The sequence below is a fragment of the Neoroseomonas alkaliterrae genome (genome assembly GCF_014199195.1).
Classification (GTDB): domain Bacteria; phylum Pseudomonadota; class Alphaproteobacteria; order Acetobacterales; family Acetobacteraceae; genus Neoroseomonas; species Neoroseomonas alkaliterrae.
The window spans coordinates 244,080-265,857 of sequence record NZ_JACIJE010000002.1 but is presented as its reverse complement, the minus strand read 5'-3'; the positions used below and the strand labels follow the sequence as shown (position 1 = coordinate 265,857).

Here is a 21,778-nt window from a genome sequence, read left to right as displayed (position 1 = left end):
AAGCAGGCCGCACATGCCCCGTGCCGTCGCGCCGCGGGCGCGGCGCGCCCCCGGCGCCGCCTCCGCCCGACCAGCGCCCCCCGCACGCGCGCGACGCCGCCTGGCGCCGCGCCTGTTGCGCTGGGCGGTGATTCTCGCGGTCTGGGGCGCGGTGGCGGGCTGCGTGGCGCTGGTCTGGTTCGCCTGGGACCTGCCGCGGCCCGAGGATGCCCTCGCCCATACCCGCCGCCCCTCGGTGACCATGACCACCGCCGAGGGCGCGCTGCTCGCCACCTCGGGCGACCTCTACGGCGACACGGTGCGCCTGCGCGACCTGCCGGCGCATCTGCCCGCCGCCTTCATCGCGATCGAGGACCGCCGCTTCCGCGAGCATGGCGGGCTCGACATCATCGGCATGGCGCGCGCGCTGCTGGCCAACCTCGCCGCCGGGCGCGTCGTTCAGGGCGGCAGCACGATCACGCAGCAGCTCGCGAAGAACCTGTTCCTCACGCCCGAGCGCAGCCTGCGCCGCAAGGTGCAGGAGGCGCTGCTGGCGCTGTGGCTGGAAGCCCGCTTCAGCAAGGACGAGCTGCTGACGATCTATCTCAACCGCGTCTATCTCGGGGCCGGGACCTTCGGGGTGGACGCGGCGGCGCGGCTCTATTTCGGCGTGCCCGCGGCGCGGCTCACCATCGCGCAATCGGCCGTGCTCGCGGGGCTGCCGCGCGCGCCCTCGCGCCTCAACCCCCGCGTCAATCCATCGGCCGCCGTCGCCCGCGCGGTGGAGGTGCTGGAGGCGATGGCCGATACCGGCGCCATAACGCCCGCCCAGGCGATGCGGGAGGCCGAGCGCATCCGCTTCCCGCCCGCGCCCTCGCGCGATGCCGGATGGTTCGCCGACTGGGTGCGCGAGGGCATCGCCGAACGCGCACCGCCGACCGCCGACCTGCTGCTGCGCACGACGCTCGATGCGCGCCTGCAGGCGGCGGTGGAAGCGCGGCTCGAGGCGCTGCTCGCCGGGCCGGGCCGCGCCGCGGGCGTGACGCAGGGCGCGGTGGTGGCGCTGGATGCGGCAAGCGGCGCGGTGCGCGCGATGGCGGGCGGGCGGGACTACCGCGCCAGCCCCTTCAACCGCGCGACGCAGGCCCGGCGCCAGCCGGGCTCGGCCTTCAAGCCCTTCGTCTTCCTCGCCGCCATCGAGGCCGGCGCGAGCCCGGAGGAGAGCGTCGCCGACACGCCGCTGACGCTGGCCGGCTGGTCGCCGGGCAACGGCACCTGGCGTGCGCGCGGGACCATCACGATCGAGGAGGCGCTCGCGCATTCGGTCAACACCGCGGCGGTGCGCGTGATGCAGCGCGCGGGCGGGCCGCGGCAGGTGGCGGCGGCGGCGCAGCGCCTCGGCATGCCCGGCCCCTTCCCGCGCGAGGCCTCGATCGCGCTCGGCACGACGGAGGTGACGCTGCTCGACCTCGTCGCGGCCTATGCGGCCTTCGCCAATGGCGGCCGCCGCGTCGCGCCGCACGGCATCGCCGAGGCGCGCGCCGAGGGCCGGCCGCTCGCCTGGCTGCCGCCGGCACCGGCGCAGGTCATCGCGCCGGAGGCGGCGGCGGCGATGCGCCGCATGCTCGCCGCAGCCGTCGCGCAGGGGACGGGCCGCGCCGCCGCGCTGCCCGGCGTGGCCGTCGCGGGCAAGACCGGCACCACGCAGGACAACCGTGACGCGTGGTTCATCGGCATGGCACACGGCATCGTGCTGGGTGTATGGCTGGGCAACGACGATGCGTCGCCGATGGAAGGTGTGGCGGGCGGCGGCCTGCCCGCCCGTCTCTTCCGCGAGATCCTGGAGGCCGCGCGCGGCACACCGCGATGAGCACCGAGCACCTGATCGGCTTCGCCCGTGCGGTGCGGCACGAGGCGAACAACCTGCTTGCCGCCATCGGCGGCACGGCCGAGCTGATGCACCGCTCTGCCATGACCGAGCGCGACGCCGCGCGCGCGGAACGCCTGCGCGAGGCCTCGGCGCGGCTCGGGGCGCTGCTGCGCGCCTATCTCGCGCTCGCCGCGCCGCCCGCGGAGGACACGCCGCCCGCCGCCGTGCTCGAGGCGATGCACCCGCTCTTCGTGCTGATCCTCGGCCCCGGGCGCGAGGTCGCGATCGAGGCCGCGGCGGAGATCCCGCCACTCGGCGTGCCGCCGGGCGAGCTGCAGGCCACCGCCCTGTCGCTCGCGACCGAGGCCGCCGCAGAGGCGCGGCCCGGCAGCGGGCTGCGCGTCGCGCTCGCGCCCTGCCCGGGCGGCGCGCTGCTCAGCGTCGCGGCGGAACCGGGCGGCGCGGCGGCGGTGCCGATCTTCCTGCCCGGCGCGGAGCCCTGACCGGCTACGCCTTGCCGTCGGCGGCGCAGGTGCGGATGCCGAGCAGCGTATAGGCCGGGCAGAAGCGCACCAGCCCGGTCGCGAGCGGCACCAGCCCGATCAGGCCCCACCACCCCAGCGGCCCGAAGGCCCCGAGCGCGAGGATCACAACGCCCGCCGCGATGCGCAGCATCCGGTCCAGGCCCCCCACGTTGCAGCTCATGCGTCCCATCCTCCATGCTGCCGGCGGATGCCGGTCGTGGCGGCTTCCTCGCAGACGGGCGGCGCGCCTGTCGGTGACGAGGTCACGCAGCCGCGCCGCCGGCCTTCACGCGCTGCAGCCCCGCCATGTCGAGCAGCGCGACGGTGCCGCGCTCCGGCCGCACCAGCCCCGCGCGGGCGAGGGCGGAGAGCCGGCGGCTGACCACCTCGCGCGCCGTGCCGATGTCGGAGGCGATCTCCTGCTGGGTCGCGGCCACCGGGCCCGGCGCGCGGTCGAGCAGCCAGGCGGCGAGCCGGGCGTCCACGCTGCGGAAGGACAGGTCCTCGATGCGCCCCATCAGCGCGCCGAGGCGGGCCGCGAAGCCGCTCAGGACGAAGCTGCGGAAAGGCGCGCTCTCCTCCACCAGCCGGGCGAAGAGGGGGGCCGGCAGCAGCAGCCCCTCGCAGTCCGTCTCCGCCGTGCCCTCGGCGGAATAGGGCTCCTCGGCGAAGAGGCAGGAGGTGGTGATGGCGCAGGCCTCCCCGGGCACCACGCGGTAGAGCAGCAGGGCGTGGCCGTCCTCGGCGATCAGGTCCACCCGCGCGCGGCCGCGGCGCAGCAGCACGAAGCCGCGGCAGGGATCGCCGGGGCGGAACAGCGTGGCGCCGGCCGGGGCCTTGAGGGGCAGCGCCTGGGCGGCGATGCGCGCGCGGGTCGCGGCATCGAGGCCGGCGGGGAAGGGATCGTCGGCGAGGGTCATGGCGGCGCAAGCGTGGCGTCGGCGCAACGCCCCCTCAAGGGGTGCGACGATGCCCGGCGGGAAATGATGCCTCGCCAGCGGGTTCCGGTGTAGCATTGCAAGAACGCTTCAACACGACACGCCCGATGCCCCGCGCCGCCCTGACCGACGAATCCCACGCCGCCACCCGGTTCTCCGCCGCGACGGGCGGCCGCTTCGCCTCGGCCGCGGTGCGCGCGGTGCTGCACCGGCGGCTGATGGAGTTCCTCGGCCTGCTGGCGGCGCTCGGCGCGGTCGGGCTCGCGGTGGCGCTGATCAGCCACGACCCGGCCGATCCCTCGCTCAACACCGCCACCGCCGGGCCGGTCGCCAACCTCGCCGGGCCGGCCGGGGCGGTCGTCTCGGACCTGCTGCTGCAGGGCTTCGGTTTCGGGGCGGGGCTGCCCGTGCTGGCGCTGCTCGCATGGGCGTTCCGGCTGGCGACGCATCGCGGCCTGGGGCGGATCATGGCGCGGCTCGCGGGCCTGCTGGCCGGCATGCCGCTCGGTGCCGCCGCCTTCGCGCTGCTGCCGCTGCCGGCGCTGGTGCCGGTGGATGCCGGGCCGGGAGGGGTGGCGGGCCCGCTTCTCGCGGGCGCGGTGGTGGACGGGCTCGCGGCGCTGTTCGGGCCGCTCGGGGCGCTGGCGGGCCAGGGCATCGTGATGGTCGCCGCCGTCGGCGCCGCCTTCATCGCCTGCGGTCTGACCTTCGGCGAATGGCGCGGGGCCGGGCGGGCGGCCGTGGGGGCGGCGCGCCAGGGCGCCTCGGTGCTGCGCCGCCAAATGCCGGAGCGGGAGCCCGAACCCGAGCCGGCCGCGCCGCGCCGGCCGGGCCTTCTCGCGCGCATCGCCGCCCGGTTCCGGCGCGCCGGGCGGGGCGCGGGGGCGCTGCTGCGGCGCGAGCCGACCGACGTGCCGCTGCGCCACATGCTGCGCGCCGCGGACGAGGCCGCGAGCACGACGCCGCCGCCGCCCTCCGCCCCGCCGGCGCCGCTGCCCGGCCAGGAGGGCGAGGCGCGCGCCGGCACCGAGCCGCCGGCAAGTCCGCGCCTCGCCTCGCGCACCAAGGTGCTGGATCGCGCCCCCGAGCGCACCCGCCGCGCGCCGGAGCAGCGCGCCCTCGACCTCGGCACCGGCTGGAAGCTGCCGCCGCTCGAACTGCTGACCGAGCCGCCGGCGCGCCGCAGCGGGCGGCCTTCCGAGGAATCGCTGCAGGCCAATGCGCGGCTGCTGGAATCCGTGCTGGAGGATTACGGCGTGCGCGGGCGCATCGCGGAGATCCGCCCGGGGCCAGTGGTCACGCTGTATGAGCTGGAGCCCGCGCCGGGCACGAAATCCTCCCGCGTCATCGGGCTCGCCGACGACATCGCGCGCTCCATGTCCGTCATCGCCGTGCGCATCGCGACCGTGCCGGGGCGCAACGTGATCGGCATCGAGATGCCGAACGCCAAGCGCGAGACGGTCTATCTGAGCGAGATGTTCGCCGACGAGGCATGGGCGAGGAACCAGGGCAAGCTGCCGCTGGCGCTCGGCAAGGACATCGGCGGCGCGCCGGTGATCGCCGACCTCGCGCGCATGCCGCATCTGCTGATCGCGGGCACCACCGGCTCGGGCAAGTCGGTGGGGATCAACACCATGATCCTCTCCCTCCTCTACCGCTTCGGGCCGGAGGAGGTGCGCTTCATCATGATCGACCCGAAGATGCTGGAGCTTTCGGTCTATGACCGGATCCCGCATCTGCTCGCCCCGGTGGTGACGGAGCCGCCCAAGGCGATCGGCGCACTGAAATGGACGGTGCGCGAGATGGAGCGCCGCTACCGCGCCATGTCGCAACTCGGCGTGCGCAACATCGGCGGCTACAACGAGAAGGTGAGCGCCGCGCGCGCCCGCGGCGAGGTGCTCACGCGCAAGGTGCAGACCGGCTTCGACCCCGAGACCGGCAAGCCGGTGTTCGAGGAGCAGCCGCTCGCGCTCGAACCCCTGCCGATGATCGTCGTCGTCATCGACGAGATGGCCGACCTGATGATCGTGGCCGGCAAGGAGATCGAGGCCGCGGTGCAGCGCCTCGCGCAGATGGCGCGCGCGGCGGGCATCCACGTCATCATGGCGACGCAGCGGCCCTCGGTGGATGTCATCACCGGCACCATCAAGGCGAACTTCCCGACCCGCATCTCCTTCCAGGTGACGAGCAAGATCGACAGCCGCACCATTCTCGGCGAGCAGGGCGCGGAGCAGCTCCTCGGCCAGGGCGACATGCTGCACATGCCCGGCGGCGGGCGGCTCGCGCGCGTGCACGGCCCCTTCGTCTCGGACACCGAGGTGGAGCGCGTGGTCGAGTTCCTGCGCGAGCAGGGCGAGCCGCAATATGTCGAGGAAGTGACCGAGGAACCGGACGAGGACGGCACCAGCGCGCTGCCGGGCATGCTCGGCGGCAACACCGATGCCGAGGCCTCGCTCTACGACCAGGCGGTGGCGCTGGTCACGCGCGAGGGCAAGGCCAGCACCTCCTTCATCCAGCGGCATCTGAACATCGGCTACAACCGCGCCGCGAAGCTGATCGAGCAGATGGAGAAGGAGGGCGTCGTCGGGCCCGCGAACCATGTGGGCAGGCGCGAGGTGCTGGCGCCGGGGCCGCGGGACTGACTGCGGCGCATGGGCGGCGTTCGCCCCGGCCTGAAAGGCTTCATCCTCGCGCCATCATTGCCGTGCCAGCATTCCGGCTCCCCACGGAGAGATCCATGCGCCCGTTCCTGCTCGCCGCCGCCCTCCTGACAGCCCCCCTCGCCGCGCAGGCGCAGGATCGGCCCCAGCTCTTCCCCACGCGCGATGTCGCCGTGACCTTCCGCGTGGCCGGCCAGGGCCAGCAGGCCGAGCTGACGATGCTGTGGTCGGCCGCGCAGCGGCTGGTGCGCACGAACCTCCCGCAGGGCGCGGGCTACATGGTCGTGGACCACAACGGCCAGCGCGCCTTCATGGTGATGGAGGCGATGCGCATGGTGATGGACGTGCCCATTGAGCAGGCCACCGCCCAACAGCGCTATTTCGAAACTGCCCGCTTCACACGCGGAGGCACCGAGAGGGTCGCCGGGCACGACTGCACGGTCTGGCGCTACCAGTCCGGGTCCGGCGAGAGCGAGGCCTGCATCACCGGTGATGGCGTGCTGCTGCGGGGCCAGGGAAGCGCCGCGGGGGGCGGTTCGGGACGCATCGAGGCGGTGCGGGTGGTCTACGCGCCGCAGGATGCCTCGCTGTTCCGGCGCCCGCAGGGCTACCAGACCATGCAGATGCCGCAGGGCATGCCCGGCCAGCGCCCGACGGGCCCGCGCTGACGGGGCTTCCAAGCGCGCCGCGGGCGCGCCACATCTGCGGGCGATGAGACGCCGTTCCCTGCTCGCCGCCCCGCTGGCCCTCGCCACCCCGGCCGCGGCCCAGACCCGTGCCCCGGCCCCGCCGCCCGCAGCGCTGAACGAGCGCGACCGCGCCGACATCGCGCGGATCGAGGCCTATCTGAACGCCATGACGACGCTGCGGGCGCGCTTCCTGCAGATCGCGCACAACGGCGCCTCGGCCGAGGGGACGGCCTGGATCTCGCGCCCCGGGCGCATGCGCTTCGAATACGACCCGCCCGAGCCGCTGCTGCTGGTGGCCGATGCCGGCCAGTTCCTGATGTACGACCGCGAGCTGCGCGCGCCCACGACGCTGCTGGTCAGCCAGACGCCGCTCGGCATCCTGCTGCGGCGGGAGGTGCGGCTGAGCGGCGACGTCACCGTGACCGGCGTGGACCGTTCCGGTGGCTTCCTGCGCGTGACGATGTTCCGCACCGCCGAGCCCGGCGAGGGCCGGCTCACCCTGGTCTTCCAGCCCGAGCCGCTGGCCCTGCGCCAATGGGCGGTGACCGACCCGCAGGGGCGCGAGACGCGGGTGACGCTCTCGCGCATCGAGACGGGGCTGCGCCTGCCGGCCGGCCTGTTCCAGTTCAACGACCCGCGCTTCTTCGAACCGGGCGGCTTCGGGGCGCCGCAGGGGCCGGGGAACTGATACTCTGCGGACAAGGGATCGCCCCTTGCCCGCAGGGCATCAGGTCTTGGTTCCGCGCGCGGCCGCCCCACCAGCCCCGCTGGCATGAGGCAGGTCAGCCGCTCGCGCTGCCCGCGAGCCGCCCGCCCGCCAGCAGCCCGCCGGTCGCGCCGATCCCCATGGCGCGGCTCGCGAAGAAGCGCTTGAGCGCCGGCATCCGGTCCACCGCCGCGATGCCGAGCCGCCGCGCCAGACGCACCGGCGCGAGCCGCGCCGTGAACAGCCGCTCCAGCGCATGGGTGGCGCCGAGCATCACCAGGCTGTCGGGCCGCCGCGCCGCCTGGTAGCGCGCGAGCAGCGCGGGGCTTCCGGGATCCTCTCCGGCATTCACCGCCTCGACGACCAGTTCCGCCAGCGCGGCGACGTCGCGGAAGCCGAGGTTGAGCCCCTGTCCGGCGATGGGATGGATGCCGTGCGCGGCATCCCCGACCAGCGCGAGCCTCTCATCCACGTAGCGCGCCGCGTGCAGGGCGCTGATCGGGTAGGACCAGCGCCGCCCGATCGGCGTCACGGCGCCGAGATGCCCGCCGAGGCGCGCGGCGATCTGCCGGCCATAGGCCGCGTCGTCGAGGGCGAGGCAGCGCCGCGCGATGGCCGTCCGCTCGGTCCAGACGATGGCGCTGACATGCGGATGGCCCGGCAGGCCGCGCATCGGCAGCTGCGCGAAGGGGCCGTGCGGCAGGAACTGCTCCAGCGCCTGGTTGCGGTGCGGGCGCTCATGGGCCACGGCGCCGACGATGCCCATGCAGTGGTAGTCGAGCCGCGCGGCGGCGATGCCGGCCGCGCGGCGCGAGGGGGAGTTCCGCCCTTCCGCCCCCACCACCAGGCGGGCGCGGATCTCCTGCCCGGTGGACAGGCGAAGCAGCGCCCCCTCCGGGCCGCGCTCCACCGTCGCGGTGGCCGGGGCGAAGACCGACAGGCCTGAAGCGAGCGGCAGGCGCGCATTGAGCGCCACGCGCAGCGCACGCGCCTCGACCATCCAGCCGAAGGGCTCCTCGCCGACCTCGTGATGGTCGAAATGCAGGCAGAGGCTCGAGGCGCGCTCGCCCGGCCGGCCGTCGGCGACGCGGATGCCGAGGATCGGGCAGGGTTCCTCGGGCAGCCTCTCCCACACGCCCGCGGCCTCCAGAAGCCGCTTCGAGGTCAGGGCGATGGCATAGGCGCGCCCGTCGAACTCGGGCAGTTCCATGGGCGGCAGCGGGGTGGCGTCCACCACGGCGGCGCGGACGCCGCCCGCGGCGAGCAGGGCGGCGAGGGTCGCGCCGACGGGGCCGGCGCCGAGGATGCAGGCCTCGACCTCGATGGGGCTGGTCATGCCCGCAATCTAGGCCCATGCCGCCGCCGCGCCAGCCTGCATCGAAACCGGGCGCCTGCCTGTTTTTCGTGCAAGGACATCGCGAGCCCGCCGTCCCTGCGGCGCGCTGCCGCCATTCCGGGCGGTGGCACGGCTCTTGGAAAGCCTTCGCCCGTCCGCCGGAGAGAGGAACAGGACGGCGCCATGAAACTGGTGATGGCTGTGATCAAGCCCTTCAAGCTCGACGAGGTGCGCGAGGCGCTCACCCCGCTCGGCGTCCAGGGGCTGACGGTGACCGAGGTCAAGGGTTTCGGCCGGCAGAAGGGCCAGACCGAGATCTACCGCGGCGCCGAATACCACGTGAGCTTCCTGCCCAAGGTGAAGATCGAGGTCGCCGTCGCGGACGAGCTCGCCGACGCCGTGGTCGAGGCGATCGCCACGACCGCGCGCACCGGCAAGATCGGCGACGGCAAGGTCTTCGTCCTCGACGTGGAGCGCGCGCTGCGCATCCGCACGGGCGAGACCGACAACTCGGCCCTGTGAGAGCGGCCGCATGCACGGAAAGGAACAGAGGACAGTGAAGCGCATGCTCGCGCGCGGCGGCCTCGCGGCCGCCGCCCTGCTGCTCGCGGCCGCCCCCGCGGCGGCGGCCGACAAGGTGGACACCGGCGATGCCGCCTGGATGCTCACCTCCACCGCGATCGTCCTGATGATGACGATCCCGGGCGTGGCGCTCTTCTACGCGGGCATGGTCCGCAAGAAGAACGTGCTCGCCACCATGATGCAGTCCTTCTTCATCTGCGGCCTGGTCTCGGTGCTGTGGGTGGTGGCGGGCTACTCCATCGCCTTCGGCAATGGCGGCGCCTATGGCGCCTATGTCGGGGACCTCTCGAAGGTCCTGCTCTCGGGCATCGCGGAGAACTGGGACAAGCCCTTCACCATGGGCTCGGGCTCGGACACGGTGGAATTCACCATCCCCGAGGCGCTCTTCGTGATGTTCCAGATGACCTTCGCGATCATCACCGCGGCGCTGATCACCGGCGCAGTGGCGGACCGGATGAAGTTCTCGGCGCTGGTGGTGTTCATCTCGCTCTGGACGCTGCTGGTCTACAGCCCGGTCGCGCACTGGGTCTGGCACCCCTCGGGCTGGCTGTTCAAGGACGGCGCGCTCGACTTCGCGGGCGGTACGGTGGTGCACATCAATGCCGGCGTGGCGGGCCTCGTCGCCGCGATCGTGCTCGGCAAGCGCGTCGGCTACGGCAGCGAGAACATGGCGCCCTACAATCTCGGCCTCGCGGTGATCGGCGCCTCGCTGCTCTGGGTGGGCTGGTTCGGCTTCAACGCCGGCTCGGCCGCCTCCTCGGGCGGCGGGCGCGCGGCGATGGCGATGCTGGTCACGCAGGTCGCGGCCGCGGCTGCCGTGCTCGCCTGGGTGTTCGCGGAATGGATGATCAAGGGCAAGCCGAGCGTGCTGGGGGCGATCTCCGGCGCGGTGGCGGGCCTTGTCGCCATCACGCCGGCGGCCGGCTTCGTGCTGCCTGGCTCGGCGCTGATCATCGGCGTGGCCGCGGGGCTTGCGGGCTACTGGGGGGCGACGGCGCTCAAGCACGCGCTCGGCTACGACGACAGCCTCGATGCCTTCGGCGTGCATGGCATCTGCGGCATCGTCGGCGCGCTGCTGGTGGGCTTCCTCGCCTATGGCCCGCTGTCGGCGACCGACGCCTCGCCGGAGGGCACCGCGGGCTCGATGGAGCAGTTCATCAAGCAGTGCACCGCGGTCGGCGCCACCATCGTCTTCACCGCCATCGCGACCTTCATCCTGCTCAAGATCGTGGATGTGGTGATCGGCCTGCGCGTCACCGAGGAGGAGGAACGCGAGGGCCTCGACGTGACGATGCACGGCGAACGCATCAACTGACGCGAGGCGGCCAGGCAAGGCCGCACCGGGCGGGCGCGGAGGGCAACCTCCGCGCCCGTCCCGCTTCGCGGGACCGCCCTGGCCATCCCGGGCGCCGGCCCGTCACACGCCCTCCCCGATCGGGCAGGGGCGGGCGGGCTGATGTGTTTCTCCCTGGGGGCGACGGTCGCCATGGCCGGCATCGGCGCGGCGGCGACCGCCATCACCATGCGGCGGCGCGAGCCACCGGCGATACCGGCCACCCTGGCGTGGTTCACGCTGATGGAGATCCTGCAGGTCGTCGGCTATCTGGTGGTGGACCGCTGCACCGATCCGCTGAACCAGACGATCGCCCTGCTGTCGTATCTGCACATCGTCTTCCAGCCCTTCTTCGTGAATGCCTTCGCCATGGAACTCGCGCCGCAGGGCGTGCGGGCGCGGATGCGGGGTGCGGTCTTCCTCTGCTGCGGCGTCTCGGCGGCGGTGATGCTGCTGCAGCTCTGGCCCTTCGAGTGGGCCGGGCCTTGCAGCACGGGCGCGGCGCTATGCGGCTCGCCGCTGTGCACCGTCTCGGGGGAATGGCACATCGGCTGGGCCATTCCGGGCAACGACCTCCTGGCGGCGATCGGCCTTCCGTCCCGGCTCGGCTCGGGATTCCCCACCTATGTGATGACGGTCTTTCTCCTGCCGCTGGCCTATGGCGCCTCGCGCTTCGTCCTGTTCCACGCGCTGGTCGGCCCGATCCTCGCCTGGCGATTGACCGCAAGCCCGCAGGAGGCTCCGGCGATCTGGTGCCTGTTCTCGATCGGGATCGTGCTGATCGCGCTCAGCCCCTGGATCCGCCGGCGCTTCGAGGCCGGCCAGGGATGGCCGTGGAGGGCATCGGGCCAGGCACCGTGACGAGGCTCACGCCGCCCGGCCTGGCGCCCGGCTAGCCTGGATCACGTCGCCCGGGAGGATAGGCCATGGCCAAGCATCTCGTCCTCTGCTTCGACGGCACCTGGAACAGCGCCGACAGCGGCAAGGGTGAGACCAACGTCTTCCGCCTCGCGCGCGCCGTGCGCGCGAACAGCGGCGCGGGCGGCGTGGCGCAGCTCACCCTCTACATGCGCGGCGTCGGCACCACCGGCAGCGACCTCCAGCGCATGCTCGACGGCGCGACCGGGGACGGCGTGGATGACAACATCCGCTCGGGCTACATGTTCCTGGCGCAGAACTACGTGCCGGGCGACCGCATCTTCCTCTTCGGCTTCTCGCGCGGGGCCTTCACGGCGCGCAGCCTGTCGGGCTTCCTCGGCGCCTGCGGGCTGCTCTACCGCCAGAGCCTCGGCGAGGTCGCCGCCGCCTGGCGCTTCTACCGCACCGCCCCGGTCCGCAACCGCGAGGCCTTTCTGGACGCGCATCCGGGCACACGCTCGCACGATGTGAAGGTTGCCTTCCTTGGCGTCTGGGACACGGTCGGCGCGCTCGGCGTGCCGGGCACGGTGCTCAGCGCCCTGACGGCGCCGAAGTACCGCTTCCACGACACCACACCCTCGCGCATCGTCGAGGTGGGCCGGCATGCGCTCGCGATCGACGAGCATCGCGACGAGTTCGAGCCGACGCTCTGGACGGGCGAGGCGCCCGACGGCTGCAGCATCGCGCAGACCTGGTTCGCGGGCGCGCATTCCGATGTCGGCGGCGGCTATGCCGAGCGCAGCCTCGCCGACATCCCGCTGCGCTGGATGGCCGACGAGGCCGCGCAGGCCGGCCTCGCACTGGACGAGGCGATGCTGCCCGCAGCCGGCGCGCTCGATCCGCTCGCGCCGCAGCACGAATCCCGCCTCGGCTGGTCGCGCAAGGACCGGCTGACGCCCACCATCCGCGTGGTCGCGGGCAAGGCGCCGCGCGTGGGCGTCTTCGAGCGGCTGGCGCGCCCGCGCGACGAGGCGGGCCGGCTGCTCGTGCCGATCAACGAGACGATCCACCCGAGCGTGCAGGCCCGCTACGGCCGGAGCGTCACGCTGCGCCTGCGCGACGAGCCCGAGGCCGAGACCATGACCTATCGCCCGAAGAACTTGGTGCCGCATTACGGCTGATGCCCTGCGGACCACGGTCGAACCTTTATCCGCAGGGCATCAGGATCCGGTTCCGCCCGCGACCGCCCCGCCAGACCCGCGCGCCACGCCGGCGGGCGAAAGGTCAACCCCTTGGTCCACTGTTGTCAGAGGGCTCCGCCAGCGGGCGGCGCGCCTCAGCCGAAGGCCTCGTCCACTGGCACGCGCAGCGCCTCGGCGAGGCGGTTGGTCTCGGCCGCCATGCCGATCACCGCGAGCAGCTCGCCATGCATCGCCTCGGTCATGCCCTTCGCCTTCGCCGCCGCCGTGTGGGAAGCGACGCAGTAGGTGCAGCCCGCCGCGGCCGAGGCGGCGAGATACAGCATCTCCTTGGTCAGCGGGTCGAGCGCGCCCGGCGCCATGACCGCCTTCAGGCTTTCCCAGGTGCGCGCGAGGGTCGGCGGATGGACCGCCAGCGCCTTCCAGAAGTTGTTCACGTCCGGCACGCCGCGCGTGGCCATGATGTCGTCGAACACCGCCCGGACCTCGGGCGGCGCCTCGGCATAGGAGACGAGGCGCGTCATTCCTGCGGCGGCGCGTCGAGCTCGAGCCGGTAGCCGCCGGATTCCGTGACCAGAATCCGCGCATCGGTCGGGTCGGGCTCGATCTTCTGGCGCAGGCGGTAGATATGCGTCTCGAGCGTGTGGGTGGTCACGTTGGCGTTGTAGCCCCACACCTCGTTGAGCAGGATCTGCCGCGGCACCGGCCGCCCGCCGGCGCGGTAGAGGAATTTCAGGATCGCCGCCTCCTTCTCGGTCAGGCGCAGGCGCTTGCCGCGCGCGGTGTCCTGGAGCTGCTTGGCCGAGGGGCGGAACAGATAGGGCCCGACCTGGAAGACCGCGTCCTCGCTGCTGTCATAGACGCGCAGCTGCGCGCGCATCCGTGCGAGCAGCTCGTTCATGCGGAAGGGCTTGGCGATGTAGTCGTTCGCACCGGAATCGAGGCCGGCGACGACATCGGCCTCGCCATCCGCGCCGGTCAGCATCATCACCGGCATGCGGAAGCCGCGGCGGCGGATGCGGGCGCAGAACTCGCGGCCATCGCCATCGGGCAGGGAGAGGTCGAGCACCACCAGGTCGAAGCGGGCATCGGGGGCGGACAGGCGCGCATCGGCATCGGCCAGCAGCCCGACCGTCACCGGCTCGAACTCCCCTTCGAGCGCGAGTTGTTCCGCCAGCGTCTGCGCCAGCGCGGCATCATCCTCGATGATCAAGACAGGGCGCGGCCCCGGCATTCCCTTCAACCCCTGCTGCGCGGCGCGGCTCATGACAGCCAGCGGCCGCTCAAGCCCCCGGCCCAGGTATGGCGCGACCGGCCGGCGAGTGCCAGCGGCCTCGTGAACTACCACACCTGCTCGCGCATCTGTGATTGCGGATTCACTCATCTGGACGCGCCCGCGATACGTACCACATCCCGGATCAAGCCTCTGCCCTCGGCACGCCACATTCGGGGCGCGCCATGACCCGAACGCTATGGAACGCCATACGATGACGCCACCAGGCACCCTCGCCGCCGAGCAGACGCCGGACCTGGTTCCCGACCCGCGGGCGCTCGCGCTGCGCCAGGTCCACCGCGCGGTTGCGGACCTGCGCCGGGGCACGCCGGTCCTGCTGCGCGGCCCCGACGGGGCGCTGGTGGTCGCGGCGGCCGAGACGGTGGGCGCGCGTGGCCTCGCCGAACTGGCGGCGGCGGGGCTGGCGCCGCCGGTGCTGCTGCTCGCGCCCGTGCGCGCGGCGGCGGTGCTGCACCGCCCCGTCCCCCATGGGGCGGAGGAGGAGGGCGCCGTCGCGCTGCGCCTGCCGCCCGCCCTGCTCGCGCCCGAGGCTCTGCGCAGCCTCGCCGACCCGACCGCCGGGCGGCTCCTGCCCGAGACGCCCGAGCGCCTCTCCGCCCCGCCGCTTTCCCAGGCTGCCCTCGCGCTGGCCAAGCTCGGGCGGCTGCTGCCCGCCCTGGTCGCCGCGCCGGCGACCGAGGCGGCCGCCGCGCGGCTCGCGCTGCTGAGCGTCGGCGCCGCCGAGGTGCTGGCCTACCCGGCCTCGGCCGCCACCTCGCTCGCCCGTGTCGCGGAGGCGCGGGTGCCGCTCGAGGACGCCCCCGAGGCGCGCATCGTCGCCTTCCGGGCCGCCGATGGCGGGATCGAGCACCTCGCCATCCTGGTCGGCGCGCCGGAGGCCACGGCGGCGGCCGGCGGCGCGCCGCTGGTGCGCGCCCATTCCGAATGCTTCACCGGGGATCTGCTCGGCTCGCTGCGCTGCGACTGCGGGCCGCAGCTCCGCGGGGCCATCGCGCGCATGGCGCAGGATCCGGCGGGCGGCGTTCTGCTCTACCTGGCGCAGGAAGGCCGCGGCATCGGCCTCGTGAACAAGCTGCGGGCCTACACGCTGCAGGATGGCGGGCTCGACACCCTCGATGCCAACCGCGCGCTCGGCTATGGCGCGGACGAGAGGAACTTCCTCGTCGCCGCCACCATGCTGCGGGCGGTCGGCGTCGAGCGCGTGCGGCTGCTGACCAACAACCCCGACAAGATCGCCGGCCTCGCCGCCTGCGGGATCGAGGTGCTGGGCCGCGAGGCCCATGCCTTCGACCCGAACGGCGTGAACGACGGCTACCTCCGCACGAAGGCCGAGCGCTTCGGGCATATCCTGTAGGGCACCGGCCCGCCGGCGTCCGGGCGCCGCCGCCGGGCCGGGCCGTTCCGCGCCATGACCAGCACCGCCCTTGTCACCCCCGACGGCCTGCTGCGCTTCCGCGGCGAGACGCTGCGCTGCGCCCTCGGCGCCGGCGGCATCCGCGCCGACAAGCGGGAGGGCGATGGCGCCACCCCGGCCGGCCTCCTGCCGCTGCGCCGGGTGCTGTTCCGCGCCGACCGCGGCCCGCGCCCGGCCACCGCCCTGCCCGCCGAGCCCATCGCGCCCGAGGATGGCTGGTGCGACGACCCCGCGCATGCCGACTACAACCGGCAGGTGCGCCTGCCCCACCCCGCCCGGCACGAGCGGCTGTGGCGCGAGGACGCCATCTATGACGTGATCGGCGTGCTGGGCTGGAACGATGCGCCGGTGCACCCCGGCCGCGGCAGCGCGATCTTCCTGCACCTTGCCCGGCCCGGGCTGCCCCCGACCGAGGGCTGCATCGCCCTGCCCGGCCCCGAGCTGCGGCGCCTCCTGGCGGCGGGGCTGACGGCGATCGAGGTGTCCGGCGGCTGAGCGGCCGGCCGGGGATGGCGTGCCCGGCCGGTTCGCCGCGCATGCCCGCGCCTTGCCGGGCGCAGCAGCCCGGATGGGCGGCCGCGCGGCGGCCCCCGCGCCCGGCGACCGGCTGCGGGACGCTCGGTCGGCACCCGGCTGCCCCGCTGACGGGAGGCGACCGGGCTGGCCTTGCGTCAGCCGGCGTCGCGCAGTGGCTTCGGGGCGGCCGCGCGCCCGTGGCGCTCCCGCCGCACCCCGGCCTTCGCGCCGCCGCCGGTCTCGGCTACACCGCCCGCCGCCCTCGCCCGCCGGGCGCCCCCGGATGCCGGCGCGGCCGGGCCGCGGGGCGGCAGACGAGACGGACGGCGCCCGCCACCCGAGGGCAGATGAAGATCCTGGAACTGACCAATGTGGATTTCTCGCTGCGGCATTTCCTGCTGCCGCTGATGCGCGGCCTGCGCGCGCGCGGGCACGAGGTGGTGGGGACCTCCGCCGAGGGCCCGCTGCTCGACATCGCGCGCGCCGAGGGCTTCCGCATCGAAGCCATGCCGCTCGCGCGCAGCCTGAACCCGGTGGCGCAGACGCGCGCCTTCCGCGCGCTGCTTGCCTTCATGCGGCGGGAGAGGTTCGACCTCGTGCATGCCCACATGCCGATCAGCGGGCTGCTCGCGCGCGCCGCCGCCAAGGCCGCCGGCGTGCCGCGCATCGCCTATACCTGCCACGGCTTCCTGTTCAACCAGCCGGGGCCGTGGTGGCGCCGCCGCCTCTCGCTGCAGATGGAGCGCCTCGGCGGCCGCATGACCGACGTGTTCCTGACCGTCAGCGAGGAGGAGGCGGAGGATGCGCGCCGCCTCGGCATCCATCCGCGCCCCGTCGCGGTGCTGAACGGGCGCGACCCGGCGCTGTTCCACCCCGACGCGGCGGCGCGCGCGGCGATCCGCGCGGAGCTGGGCGCGCGGGAGGAGGACTGCGTCATCGCCGTCGTCTCCCGCCTGGTGCGCCACAAGGGCCACCCGGAACTGCTGCGCGCGATGGAGTCCGCGCCGCCCAACGCCGTGCTGTGGGTTGTGGGGGAGCGCCTCGCCTCAGACCACGGCGAGGATCTGGAGCCCCATTTCGCCCGCGCCGCCGCCGCGCTGGGGCCGCGGCTGCGGCGCCTCGGCTACCGCCACGATGTCGCGCGCATCCTGGCCGCGGCGGATGTCTTCTGCCTGCCCTCGCATTTCGAGGGCCTGCCCATGTCGGTCATCGAGGCCATGCTGACCGGGCTGCCGGTGGTCGCGACCGACATCCGCGGCCCGCGCGAGCAGGTCCGCGACGGCGAGACGGGCTTCCTCGTGCCGCCGATGGCGGTGGAGCCGCTGGCGGCGGCGCTGGGCCGGCTCGCGGCCGATCCCGCGCTGCGCGCGCGGATGGGCGCGGCGGGGCGGGCGATGGCGCTGGACCGCTTCGACGAGGCCAAGGTGGTGGCGCGCACCATCGCGCTTCTCGAAGGCTGACCGGCGCGCAGGGGCAGCCATGCCCGGCGCCCAGCCGTCGAGGATCAGGGCGCGGGGATCGTGAAGGCCGGCACGGCCAAGCCCAGCGGCCGCCCCATCGCCGCCTTCACCTGGACCCCGGCGATGACGTGGCCGCCCGGCACGGCCATCAGCAGCGGAGCGCCGCTCGATCCGGTGGTGCCCGCGCAGTCGTGCCCGACGAGAATGCCCTGCGGCCCGAAGGTGCCGACGATCACCACCCGGCAGCCGCGATCGGCCAGCAGCACGTCCGGCCGGTCATGCCGCCAGGCAGGCAGGGTCAGGGGCGCACCGGCCGGGGGGGCCTCGCGGAGCAGGGGCAGCACCCGGCCGCGCCCGATCGGCTCCGACAGCGAGACCAGCGCCCAGTCCGCGCGCCAGGGTTCCTCGCGCGCGGGGTCGAAGCCCGCCCCGCTGCGCAGCGCGACGCCGCGCGCCGTCGCCCCGCCCAGCCGCACCCGGATCCGCGCCGGCGCCACCAGCCGCCGCGCATCGCGCCTCACCAGGCAATGCGCCGCGGTCAGCACCATGTTCGGCGCCACCATCGCGCCGGTGCAGCGCCCGCCGGCCTCGGTCTCGACCAGGGCGATGGCGTTAAAGGGCGGCTCGCCCGGAGGGACCGGCCGCCGCGTGTCCACGGGCCCGAGGCCCGGCACCTCCGACGCCGCAGCCGGCGGGACCAGCAGGAGCAAAAGCATCACGAGGCGGCGGGCGCGGCGCATGCCCCATTCCTGCCTTGCCGAGGCCGCCGCCGCCACCCTGCCCGCCGGGACGGCCCGGCGCGGCGGTCATGGCCGCGCATGCGCCGGCGGAGGGAAGCGGGCGGCGGCGTTCCTCCGCCTCGTTTGCCGCCGGCCAGAGCGTGCAGGGCCTGCCTGGGGCGCGCGGCGGGCGCGCTCGGTGCGCGGCGATGCTGCCCGGCTTCTGGTGCGATGCATCGCGCCCGGGACCGTCCCGCATGCGGCGCCCCAAGGAGGCCGCCGTCCCGCGCCCTCGGCGACCGACCGGGATCCGCCCAGGCTGTCACGAAAGCTTCGCACCGGCGACACGTCATTTCTACTATTCTGGAATCATGGATCTTGATCCTGCCGCCACCGCCTTCGCCGCCCTCGGCCAGCCGACGCGCCTCGCCCTGCTGCGCGCCCTGCTCGCCGCCGGGCCGAACGGCATGCCGGCCGGCGATCTCGCCGCGCGGCTCAGGGTCGCGCCCTCCACCCTCTCCTTCCATCTGCGGGCGCTGGAACAGGCGGGGCTGATTGCCGCCACGCGCCAGGGCCGCAGCCTCGTCTATGCGGCGCAGGTGGCCGCGCTGCGCGGCCTTTTCGCCTTCCTCGCCGATGCCTGCTGCGGCGGCGATCCCGCCCGCTGCGGCGACCTCGCCCGCCTTCTCGACCCCTTCGCGGAGACCCGCCCCATGCCCCCCGCCTTCAACGTGCTGTTCCTCTGCACGCGGAACTCGGCCCGCTCGATCATGGCCGAGGCCATCCTCAACGATATCGGCCGCGGCCGCTTCCGCGCCTTCTCGGCCGGCTCGGAGCCGGCGCCGGAAGGCCCGCTGCCCGAGGTGCTCGCCCAGCTCCGCGCCATGGGCCACGACACCGCGCCGCTGCGCTCGAAATCCTGGACCGAGTTCACGGGCGAGCAGGCCCCGGCGATGGATTTCGTCATCGCCCTCTGCGACACGCTCAACATGCAGGCCTGCCCGGATTTCGCCGGCACGCATGTCACCGCCGCCTGGCCGCTGCCCGACCCCGCGAAGTTCACCGGCAGCGCCACCGAGCGCGCCACCCTGCTCAACGAGCTCTACGCCGCGCTGCACCGGCGCCTGTCCATCTTCGTCAGCCTGCCCTTCGGCACGCTCGACCGCATGGCGCTGAAGGCGCGCATGGACGAGCTCGCCCAGCCGCTCGCGGGGGCCCGGGCATGAGGGTCGGCATCAACGGCATGGGACGCATCGGGCGGCTCGCGCTGCGCGCCGCGATGGGCGCGGCCGAACGCCCGCAGGACGACCCGCGGGCGGGCAACCGCCTCGAGATCGTGCATCTGAACGAGGTCAAGGGCGGCGCGGCCGCGACCGCGCATCTGCTGGAATTCGACAGCGTACAGGGCCGCTGGCGCGCGCCCATCGCGGCCGAGGACCAGGCCGCGATCCGCATCGGCGATGCCCGCCTCGGCTTCTCCGAGCACGCGAAGCCTGCCGACATTCCCTGGGGCGATCTCGGCGTGGATGTCGTGCTGGAATGCACGGGCAAGTTCCTCAGCCCCGAGACGCTGCAGGGCCATCTCGACCGCGGCGCGAAGCGCGTGATCGTCGCCGCACCCGTGAAGTTCGACGGCGTTCTGAACGTCGTGGTCGGCGTGAACGAGCATCTCTACGACTCCGCCCGCCACAAGATCGTCACCGCGGCCTCCTGCACCACCAACTGCCTCGCGCCGGTGGTGAAGGTGGTGCATGAGGCGATCGGCATCCGCCACGGCCAGATCACCACCATCCACGACCCGACGAACACCAACGTGGTCGTGGACGCGCCGCACAAGGACCTGCGGCGCGCGCGCTCGGCCATGCTGTCGCTGCAGCCCACCACCACGGGCAGCGCCACCGCCATCGCGCTGATCTACCCGGAGCTCAAGGGCAAGCTGAACGGCCATGCGGTGCGCGCGCCGGTGCTCAACGCTTCGCTCACCGACTGCGTGTTCGAGCTGCGGCGGGAGACCACGGCGGCGGAGGTCAACGCGCTGTTCCGCGCCGCTGCCGAAGGCCCGCTCGCCGGCATCCTGGGCTACGAGGAGCGTCCGCTCGTCTCGGCGGACTACGCGCGCGACACGCGCAGTTCCATCGTGGACGCGCCCAGCACCATGGTCACCGACGGCACGCTGCTGAAGGTCTATGCGTGGTACGACAACGAGATGGGCTATGCCTGCCGCATGGTGGATCTCGCCTGCCACATGGAGCGCGTCGGGCTGTGAGCGCCGCGGGCACGCGCAACTACGCCATCGTCACCCTCGCCTATTGGGGCTTCACGCTCACCGATGGCGCGTTGCGGATGCTCGTGCTGCTGCATTTCTTCCGCCTGGGATATTCGCCCTTCACACTCGCGCTGCTGTTCCTGCTCTACGAGGCGGCGGGCGTGGGGGCGAACCTGATCGGCGGCTGGCTCGCCACGCGCTTCGGCATCGCGCGGATGCTCGCGGTCGGGCTCACCACGCAGATCGCGGGCTTCCTGATGCTCTCGGCGGTCTCGCCGGGCTGGGCGGCGGCCCTCTCCGTCGCCTGGGTGGTGGCGGCGCAGGGCGTTTGCGGGGTGGCGAAGGATCTCACCAAGACCGCCTCGAAATCCGCCATCAAGCTGACCGCCGGGGAAGCCTCCGGCCGGCTGTTCCGCTGGGTCGCCTTTTTCACCGGCAGCAAGAACGCGATGAAGGGCGCGGGCTTCTTCCTGGGCGGCGTGCTCCTGGAACTGCTCGGCTTCCGCGGCGCGCTCTGGGCCATGGCCGCCGCGCTCGCCCTCGTGCTCGCGGGCGTCGTGGCCTCGCTGCCGCCGATGATGGGCAAGGCCCGCGCCTCGCGCTCGGCGCGCGAGTTCCTCGGCAAGTCGCGCGGCATCAACCTGCTCGCCGGCGCGCGCGTGTTCCTCTTCGGCGCGCGCGACGTGTGGTTCGTGGTGGGCCTGCCGGTGTTCCTCTACGCCGCGGGCTGGAGCTTCACCATGGTCGGCGGCTTCCTCGCCCTCTGGACCATCGGCTATGGCGTGGTGCAGGCGGCGGCACCGGCCTTCGTCGCGCGCAGCGCGGACGGGCTCTCGGCCGAGGTTCCCGCCGCGCGCGCCTGGTCGCTCGCCCTTGCCGCCGTGCCGGCCGTGCTTGCCGCGATGATGCTCTCCGGCGTGCCGCGCGCGGACCTCTTCGTGCCGGCGGGGCTCTGCGTGTTCGGCTTCCTCTTCGCGGTGAACTCCTCGGTCCATTCCTACCTCGTGCTCGCCTATGCGGGCAGCGAGAAGGCGGCGGAGGATGTGGGCTTCTACTACGCCGCCAATGCGGCCGGGCGCTTCGCGGGCACGGCGCTCTCGGGGCTGCTCTACGCCTGGGCGGGGCTCCTGGCCTGCCTCCTCGGCGCGGCGGCGATGCTGGTGCTGTGCTGGGCGATCACCCTCGCCCTGCCGAGCGTGCGCGCGCAGGCCCTGGCGGCGACGCCCGGCTGAGGCGCCCGGCTGAGGCCGCGTCAGGAGGTCGGCGGGGCGGGCGGCGGCGTGCAGGAGCGCGGCGGGCGCGGCGTCGGCCCGGGCGAGCCCGGCGGCGGCCCGGGCGGCTGGGTCTGCGCCTGCGCCGCGCCGCCCCCGGGCGCGACCGGCGGAACGGCCAGGCCCAGCACGAGGCCGAGGGCGATCAGGATGCGGCTCATGGC

22 protein-coding genes are annotated in these 21,778 nt (G+C 74.0%); 15 read left to right on the top strand and 7 right to left on the bottom strand.

Going from position 1 to position 21,778, the window contains the following annotated elements; all coding sequences use genetic code 11:
- Positions 1-127: 127 nt before the first annotated feature.
- Positions 128-1,849 (top strand): transglycosylase domain-containing protein, encoded by a 1,722-nt coding sequence (locus FHS88_RS04680; protein WP_338146408.1) that lies wholly within the window; start codon positions 128-130, stop codon positions 1,847-1,849.
- Positions 1,846-2,352: a hypothetical protein gene (locus tag FHS88_RS04675; RefSeq protein WP_184481803.1), complete on the top strand. Its 507-nt coding sequence runs from the start codon at positions 1,846-1,848 to the stop codon at positions 2,350-2,352. Before FHS88_RS04680 ends, FHS88_RS04675 begins: the two co-directional genes overlap by 4 nt.
- Positions 2,353-2,356: 4 nt before the next feature.
- Here FHS88_RS04675 and FHS88_RS04670 read toward each other — a convergent pair whose 3' ends face one another.
- Positions 2,357-2,554: a YgaP family membrane protein gene (locus tag FHS88_RS04670; RefSeq protein WP_184481801.1), complete on the bottom strand. Its 198-nt coding sequence runs from the start codon at positions 2,552-2,554 to the stop codon at positions 2,357-2,359.
- Positions 2,555-2,636: 82 nt separating this feature from the next.
- The gene (locus FHS88_RS04665) at positions 2,637-3,293 is read right to left on the bottom strand and encodes a Crp/Fnr family transcriptional regulator (RefSeq protein WP_184481799.1); all 657 of its coding nucleotides are present in this window, start codon (positions 3,291-3,293) and stop codon (positions 2,637-2,639) included.
- Between the two features lie 125 nt (positions 3,294-3,418).
- Here FHS88_RS04665 and FHS88_RS04660 point away from each other — a divergent pair, with 125 nt between their 5' ends.
- The 3 genes from FHS88_RS04660 to FHS88_RS04650 all read left to right on the top strand — a co-directional run bounded on the left by FHS88_RS04660 (position 3,419) and on the right by FHS88_RS04650 (position 7,348).
- Positions 3,419-5,953: a DNA translocase FtsK gene (locus FHS88_RS04660; RefSeq protein WP_184481798.1), complete on the top strand. Its 2,535-nt coding sequence runs from the start codon at positions 3,419-3,421 to the stop codon at positions 5,951-5,953.
- Positions 5,954-6,048: 95 nt separating this feature from the next.
- Positions 6,049-6,639 (top strand): DUF4412 domain-containing protein, encoded by a 591-nt coding sequence (locus tag FHS88_RS04655; protein WP_184481796.1) that lies wholly within the window; start codon positions 6,049-6,051, stop codon positions 6,637-6,639.
- A 43-nt stretch (positions 6,640-6,682) separates the two neighbouring features.
- Positions 6,683-7,348 carry a LolA family protein gene (locus FHS88_RS04650; protein ID WP_184481794.1) on the top strand — a complete coding sequence of 222 codons (666 nt, stop codon included), beginning with the start codon at positions 6,683-6,685 and terminating at the stop codon, positions 7,346-7,348.
- A 94-nt stretch (positions 7,349-7,442) separates the two neighbouring features.
- Here FHS88_RS04650 and FHS88_RS04645 read toward each other — a convergent pair whose 3' ends face one another.
- A complete protein-coding gene (locus tag FHS88_RS04645; RefSeq protein WP_184481792.1) occupies positions 7,443-8,702 on the bottom strand; it encodes an FAD-dependent monooxygenase in 1,260 nt (419 codons plus the stop codon).
- Positions 8,703-8,885: 183 nt separating this feature from the next.
- On the opposite strand from FHS88_RS04645, the gene FHS88_RS04640 reads away from it, so the two are divergent.
- The 4 genes from FHS88_RS04640 to FHS88_RS04625 all read left to right on the top strand — a co-directional run bounded on the left by FHS88_RS04640 (position 8,886) and on the right by FHS88_RS04625 (position 12,656).
- Positions 8,886-9,224 (top strand): P-II family nitrogen regulator, encoded by a 339-nt coding sequence (locus FHS88_RS04640; protein WP_184481790.1) that lies wholly within the window; start codon positions 8,886-8,888, stop codon positions 9,222-9,224.
- A 10-nt stretch (positions 9,225-9,234) separates the two neighbouring features.
- Positions 9,235-10,599, top strand: coding sequence for an ammonium transporter (locus FHS88_RS04635; protein ID WP_184481788.1), 1,365 nt, complete (start codon positions 9,235-9,237; stop codon positions 10,597-10,599).
- 141 nt (positions 10,600-10,740) lie between these two features.
- On the top strand, positions 10,741-11,478 hold the full coding sequence (locus tag FHS88_RS04630; RefSeq protein WP_184481786.1) for a DUF5765 domain-containing protein: 738 nt from the start codon (positions 10,741-10,743) through the stop codon (positions 11,476-11,478).
- Between the two features lie 65 nt (positions 11,479-11,543).
- Positions 11,544-12,656 (top strand): DUF2235 domain-containing protein, encoded by a 1,113-nt coding sequence (locus FHS88_RS04625; RefSeq protein WP_184481784.1) that lies wholly within the window; start codon positions 11,544-11,546, stop codon positions 12,654-12,656.
- Between the two features lie 155 nt (positions 12,657-12,811).
- On the opposite strand, the gene FHS88_RS04620 is transcribed toward FHS88_RS04625, so the two are convergent.
- Both FHS88_RS04620 and FHS88_RS04615 read right to left on the bottom strand, forming a co-directional pair.
- The gene (locus FHS88_RS04620) at positions 12,812-13,198 is read right to left on the bottom strand and encodes a carboxymuconolactone decarboxylase family protein (protein WP_184481782.1); all 387 of its coding nucleotides are present in this window, start codon (positions 13,196-13,198) and stop codon (positions 12,812-12,814) included.
- The gene (locus FHS88_RS04615; protein ID WP_184482312.1) at positions 13,195-13,908 is read right to left on the bottom strand and encodes a response regulator transcription factor; all 714 of its coding nucleotides are present in this window, start codon (positions 13,906-13,908) and stop codon (positions 13,195-13,197) included. Before FHS88_RS04615 ends, FHS88_RS04620 begins: the two co-directional genes overlap by 4 nt.
- Positions 13,909-14,161: 253 nt before the next feature.
- Between FHS88_RS04615 and FHS88_RS04610 the strand changes: the two genes are divergently transcribed.
- The 3 genes from FHS88_RS04610 to FHS88_RS04600 all read left to right on the top strand — a co-directional run bounded on the left by FHS88_RS04610 (position 14,162) and on the right by FHS88_RS04600 (position 17,358).
- Positions 14,162-15,322 (top strand): GTP cyclohydrolase II, encoded by a 1,161-nt coding sequence (locus FHS88_RS04610; protein WP_184481780.1) that lies wholly within the window; start codon positions 14,162-14,164, stop codon positions 15,320-15,322.
- Between the two features lie 54 nt (positions 15,323-15,376).
- Positions 15,377-15,877, top strand: coding sequence for a L,D-transpeptidase family protein (locus FHS88_RS04605; RefSeq protein ID WP_184481778.1), 501 nt, complete (start codon positions 15,377-15,379; stop codon positions 15,875-15,877).
- 368 nt (positions 15,878-16,245) lie between these two features.
- Complete coding sequence (locus FHS88_RS04600; protein WP_184481776.1) at positions 16,246-17,358, top strand: glycosyltransferase family 4 protein; 1,113 nt, start codon at positions 16,246-16,248, stop codon at positions 17,356-17,358.
- Positions 17,359-17,402: 44 nt separating this feature from the next.
- Here FHS88_RS04600 and FHS88_RS04595 read toward each other — a convergent pair whose 3' ends face one another.
- On the bottom strand, positions 17,403-18,098 hold the full coding sequence (locus tag FHS88_RS04595; protein WP_184481774.1) for a trypsin-like serine peptidase: 696 nt from the start codon (positions 18,096-18,098) through the stop codon (positions 17,403-17,405).
- A gap of 350 nt (positions 18,099-18,448) precedes the next feature.
- Between FHS88_RS04595 and FHS88_RS04590 the strand changes: the two genes are divergently transcribed.
- From FHS88_RS04590 to arsJ, 3 genes are read left to right on the top strand one after another with little or no spacing between them, the layout of a single operon-like run.
- Positions 18,449-19,303 (top strand): metalloregulator ArsR/SmtB family transcription factor, encoded by an 855-nt coding sequence (locus tag FHS88_RS04590; protein WP_184481772.1) that lies wholly within the window; start codon positions 18,449-18,451, stop codon positions 19,301-19,303.
- On the top strand, positions 19,300-20,343 hold the full coding sequence (locus FHS88_RS04585; protein ID WP_184481770.1) for an ArsJ-associated glyceraldehyde-3-phosphate dehydrogenase: 1,044 nt from the start codon (positions 19,300-19,302) through the stop codon (positions 20,341-20,343). Before FHS88_RS04590 ends, FHS88_RS04585 begins: the two co-directional genes overlap by 4 nt.
- Complete coding sequence (gene arsJ / locus FHS88_RS04580) at positions 20,340-21,575, top strand: organoarsenical effux MFS transporter ArsJ (protein ID WP_338146407.1); 1,236 nt, start codon at positions 20,340-20,342, stop codon at positions 21,573-21,575. The genes FHS88_RS04585 and arsJ overlap by 4 nt, the downstream gene beginning before the upstream one ends.
- A 20-nt stretch (positions 21,576-21,595) precedes the next feature.
- On the opposite strand, the gene FHS88_RS04575 is transcribed toward arsJ, so the two are convergent.
- The gene (locus FHS88_RS04575) at positions 21,596-21,775 is read right to left on the bottom strand and encodes a hypothetical protein (protein WP_184481768.1); all 180 of its coding nucleotides are present in this window, start codon (positions 21,773-21,775) and stop codon (positions 21,596-21,598) included.
- Positions 21,776-21,778 lie beyond the last annotated feature (3 nt).

Coding starts and splice junctions, on each gene's coding strand:
- FHS88_RS04675 (WP_184481803.1), top strand. CDS start 1,846: ATGAGCACCGAGCACCTGATCGGCTTCGCCCGTGCGGTGCGGCACGAG.
- FHS88_RS04670 (WP_184481801.1), bottom strand. CDS start 2,554: ATGAGCTGCAACGTGGGGGGCCTGGACCGGATGCTGCGCATCGCGGCG.
- FHS88_RS04665 (WP_184481799.1), bottom strand. CDS start 3,293: ATGACCCTCGCCGACGATCCCTTCCCCGCCGGCCTCGATGCCGCGACC.
- FHS88_RS04660 (WP_184481798.1), top strand. CDS start 3,419: ATGCCCCGCGCCGCCCTGACCGACGAATCCCACGCCGCCACCCGGTTC.
- FHS88_RS04655 (WP_184481796.1), top strand. CDS start 6,049: ATGCGCCCGTTCCTGCTCGCCGCCGCCCTCCTGACAGCCCCCCTCGCC.
- FHS88_RS04650 (WP_184481794.1), top strand. CDS start 6,683: ATGAGACGCCGTTCCCTGCTCGCCGCCCCGCTGGCCCTCGCCACCCCG.
- FHS88_RS04645 (WP_184481792.1), bottom strand. CDS start 8,702: ATGACCAGCCCCATCGAGGTCGAGGCCTGCATCCTCGGCGCCGGCCCC.
- FHS88_RS04640 (WP_184481790.1), top strand. CDS start 8,886: ATGAAACTGGTGATGGCTGTGATCAAGCCCTTCAAGCTCGACGAGGTG.
- FHS88_RS04635 (WP_184481788.1), top strand. CDS start 9,235: ATGCACGGAAAGGAACAGAGGACAGTGAAGCGCATGCTCGCGCGCGGC.
- FHS88_RS04630 (WP_184481786.1), top strand. CDS start 10,741: ATGTGTTTCTCCCTGGGGGCGACGGTCGCCATGGCCGGCATCGGCGCG.
- FHS88_RS04625 (WP_184481784.1), top strand. CDS start 11,544: ATGGCCAAGCATCTCGTCCTCTGCTTCGACGGCACCTGGAACAGCGCC.
- FHS88_RS04620 (WP_184481782.1), bottom strand. CDS start 13,198: ATGACGCGCCTCGTCTCCTATGCCGAGGCGCCGCCCGAGGTCCGGGCG.
- FHS88_RS04615 (WP_184482312.1), bottom strand. CDS start 13,908: ATGCCGGGGCCGCGCCCTGTCTTGATCATCGAGGATGATGCCGCGCTG.
- FHS88_RS04610 (WP_184481780.1), top strand. CDS start 14,162: ATGACGCCACCAGGCACCCTCGCCGCCGAGCAGACGCCGGACCTGGTT.
- FHS88_RS04605 (WP_184481778.1), top strand. CDS start 15,377: ATGACCAGCACCGCCCTTGTCACCCCCGACGGCCTGCTGCGCTTCCGC.
- FHS88_RS04600 (WP_184481776.1), top strand. CDS start 16,246: ATGAAGATCCTGGAACTGACCAATGTGGATTTCTCGCTGCGGCATTTC.
- FHS88_RS04595 (WP_184481774.1), bottom strand. CDS start 18,098: ATGCGCCGCGCCCGCCGCCTCGTGATGCTTTTGCTCCTGCTGGTCCCG.
- FHS88_RS04590 (WP_184481772.1), top strand. CDS start 18,449: ATGGATCTTGATCCTGCCGCCACCGCCTTCGCCGCCCTCGGCCAGCCG.
- FHS88_RS04585 (WP_184481770.1), top strand. CDS start 19,300: ATGAGGGTCGGCATCAACGGCATGGGACGCATCGGGCGGCTCGCGCTG.
- FHS88_RS04575 (WP_184481768.1), bottom strand. CDS start 21,775: ATGAGCCGCATCCTGATCGCCCTCGGCCTCGTGCTGGGCCTGGCCGTT.